Origin of the sequence: Micromonospora sp. NPDC049089 (assembly GCF_040648775.1) — a bacterium.
Classification (GTDB): domain Bacteria; phylum Actinomycetota; class Actinomycetes; order Mycobacteriales; family Micromonosporaceae; genus Micromonospora.
Genome location: NZ_JBEZEH010000366.1, coordinates 1 through 2,957, shown reverse-complemented (window position 1 = coordinate 2,957; position 2,957 = coordinate 1). Strand labels below are relative to the sequence as shown.

The 2,957-nt window shown below is 72.1% G+C and carries 3 protein-coding genes; all 3 read left to right on the top strand.

Annotation, left to right across the window (positions count from 1 at the left end):
* Positions 1-536, top strand: a 536-nt coding sequence (locus AB0B48_RS32730) for a glycosyltransferase family 2 protein (RefSeq protein ID WP_357208442.1), incomplete at its 5' end; no start/stop codon positions are given.
* Positions 533-1,843, top strand: a complete 1,311-nt coding sequence (locus tag AB0B48_RS32725) for a polysaccharide biosynthesis protein (RefSeq protein WP_357208439.1) — start codon at positions 533-535, stop codon at positions 1,841-1,843. The genes AB0B48_RS32730 and AB0B48_RS32725, both read left to right, overlap by 4 nt.
* A complete protein-coding gene (locus AB0B48_RS32720) occupies positions 1,840-2,868 on the top strand; it encodes a glycosyltransferase family 2 protein (RefSeq protein ID WP_357208437.1) in 1,029 nt (342 codons plus the stop codon). The genes AB0B48_RS32725 and AB0B48_RS32720 overlap by 4 nt, the downstream gene beginning before the upstream one ends.
* The last annotated feature ends 89 nt before the right edge of the window (positions 2,869-2,957 follow it).

The window sequence follows — 2,957 nt, the reverse complement described above, 5'->3', positions numbered from 1 at the left end:
CCCTGGTCGCCAAACTGCCGTACAACCTCGGCGTCGGTGGGGCCATGCGCCTCGGCTACCGCTACGCCCGTGACCACGACTACGACGTCGCCATCCAGATCGACGCCGACGGCCAGCACGACCCCCGGTACGTGCCGAAGCTCGTCGACCTGCTCGACGACAACGACCTCGTCATCGGCGCCCGCTTCGCCGGTGAGGGCGACTACAACGTCCGCGGCCCCCGCCGCTGGGCGATGGTCATGCTCTCCGCCGTGCTGTCCCGGGTCGCCCGCACCAAGCTCACCGACACCACCTCCGGCTTCCGGGCCGCCAACCGGCGGGTCATCGAGATGTTCGCCAGCTGGTACCCGGCCGAATACCTCGGCGACACGGTGGAGACCCTGGTGCACACCGCTCGCCGCGGCTTCCGCATCCGCCAGGTGCCGGTCGCCATGCGCAAGCGGATGGCGGGCACGCCCAGCCACTCCCCCGCCAAGGCGATGGTCTACCTCGGCCGCGCGTTCGCCGTTCTCACGCTGGCGCTCATCCGCCGGTGATCCGACGGCTACTGAGCCTGGTCCCGCCCGGCACCGTCGCTGTCGGTGCCGGGCTGGCCCTTCTCGGGCTCGCCTCCTACGTTCACCTCGCCGTCGCCGGCCACAGCCTCAGCCAGGCCGACTACTCGTCCCTGTCGGTGCTCTGGTCGATCGTGTTCACCCTCGGCATCGGCGTGTTCATGCCGATCGAGCAGGAGGTCGCCCGGGTCGTCGCCGCCCGACACAGCCAGGGGCTGCCGCCCGGCCCGGTGCTGGCCCGCGGCGTCACCGTCGCCGCCGTGATGCTCGCGGTACTGGTGTTGGCCGTCACCATCGGCCGCCAGCCGCTCGCCGACAAGCTCTTCGCCGGTGACGGCAACCTGGTCACCGTGCTGATCGGCGCACTCGCCGCGATGGCCGTCGCCTACGCCACCCGTGGCGTCCTCTCCGGCCTGCAACTGTTTCCCTGGTACGGCGCTCAACTCGGGATCGACGGCGGCCTGCGGATCATCATGGTGGCCCTGCTCGGGCTGGCCGGAGTGACGTCGCCCGTCTGGTACGGGCTCGTGCTCGTCGCCGCCCCCCTGGTCAGCGTCCTCCTCACCCTGCCACCGGTGCTGCGCGCCATCGGCGGAGGCCCTCCGGTCGCCTGGGCCACGCTGCTACGCGGCCTCGGCCTGCTCACCGCCTCCAGCCTGCTCTCCCAGGTCGTGGTGAACATCGGGGTGATCAACGTACAGCTGCTCTCCCCCTCCGACGCGGCAGCCGCCGGCGCACTGCTCTCCGCCCTCGTGCTGGTCCGCATCCCCCTGTTCGTCTTCGGCTCCCTGCAGGCGTCACTGCTGCCCGGCCTGGCCACCACCGCCACCACCGGCGACCAGGAAGGCTTCCACAGCCTGCTTCGTCGGGCGCTCGGCATCGTCACCGCGCTCGGCCTCGCCGGCGCCCTCGGCGCCGTGCTGCTCGGCCCATGGTTGGTCGGCACCCTCTTCGACGCACCCGGCGTCCTCGGCCACGGCGACTTCGCCTGGCTGGCGGCCGCCACGCTCGCCTACCTGTGGGCGATGGTGCTCGGTCAGGCCCTGCTCGCCCTCGACCGGCACCGCGCCCAGGCCCTCGCCTGGACCGCTGGCGTCGCCGCCCTGATCGCCGTGACGCTGATCCCGGCTCCGGTCACCCTGCGAGTCGAACTGGCGTACACCATCGGCTCCGTCATCGTGGCCGCCACCATGGCGATGCTGCTGCGTGGCGGCTTCAGCCGACCCACCACCCCCGCCCGGCCGCTCGCCGAGGCCGTTGCCCCTGCCGCATCCGGAGGCATCCGATGACCCGACCCCGGGTGAGCGCCGTCATGCTCGCCTACGGCCCGGAGCCCTACCTCGTCGACGCCGCCCAGGCGGTGCTGGCCAGCACCGACGTCGAGATCGACCTCATCGTCGTCGACAACGGCTGCACCGGCGACGGCATCGACATCGTCAAGGGCCTGCCCGGGGTGCGGGTGATCCGACCGGAGGAGAACACCGGCTACTCAGGTGGCTGCCGGGTCGGCGCCGCCGAAGCCACCGGTGACTGGCTCGCGTTCGTCAACTCCGATGCCGTCGTCGCACCCGACGCCCTGGCCAAGACCACCGCCGTGGCCGCCGAAGCGGGCGTAGGCGCGGCCATGGCGTCGATCCGGTTGGCCGACACCCCCGAGCTGATCAACACCAGCGGCAACCCGCTGCACTTCACCGGCCTCTCCTGGGCCGGCGGCAACGGCGAACCGGCCAGCAACCACGCCGTACGCCGTGCCGTGCCCTCCCTCAGCGGCTGCTGCTTCGTGATCAGCCGGCAGCTCTGGCGCGAGCTCGACGGCTTCGCCGCCGAATACTTCGCGTACCACGAGGACACCGAACTCAGCCTGCGACTGTGGCAGCGCGGACTACGACTGGAGTACGTGCCGGACGCCGTCGTGCGGCACCACTACGAGTTCTCCCGCAACGCCCTGAAGCTCTACCTGGTCGAGCGGAACCGACTGGTCACCCTGCTCACCGCCTACGAGGCGCGGACACTCGTGGTGCTCGCCCCGGCGCTGCTGCTCACCGAGGCCGCCATGCTCACCGCCGCGGTCGCCGGCGGCTGGTCCCGGCAGAAGCTGCGGGGTTGGGGCTGGTTGTGGCGCAACCGCGACTGGGTTCGCGGCCGTCGACGGCAGCTACAGGCTGAACGCCGGGTGCCGGACGGGGTCATCGCGAAGCTGATGACCGGTCGGGTCACGCCCTCCGGTGTGCCGACCACACCCGGCCTGGGAGCGTTCAACGCCGTCGCCGGCGGTTACTGGGCCCTGGCCCGGCCCCTGCTGCGCCGAGGATGACCGCTGGTGCCGGCCCCGGAACACGTGGGGCGGGCACGAGGGGCCTAACCCAGCGGTCGCGCGCCGCCCCGGGCCGGGGAGCACCGTCG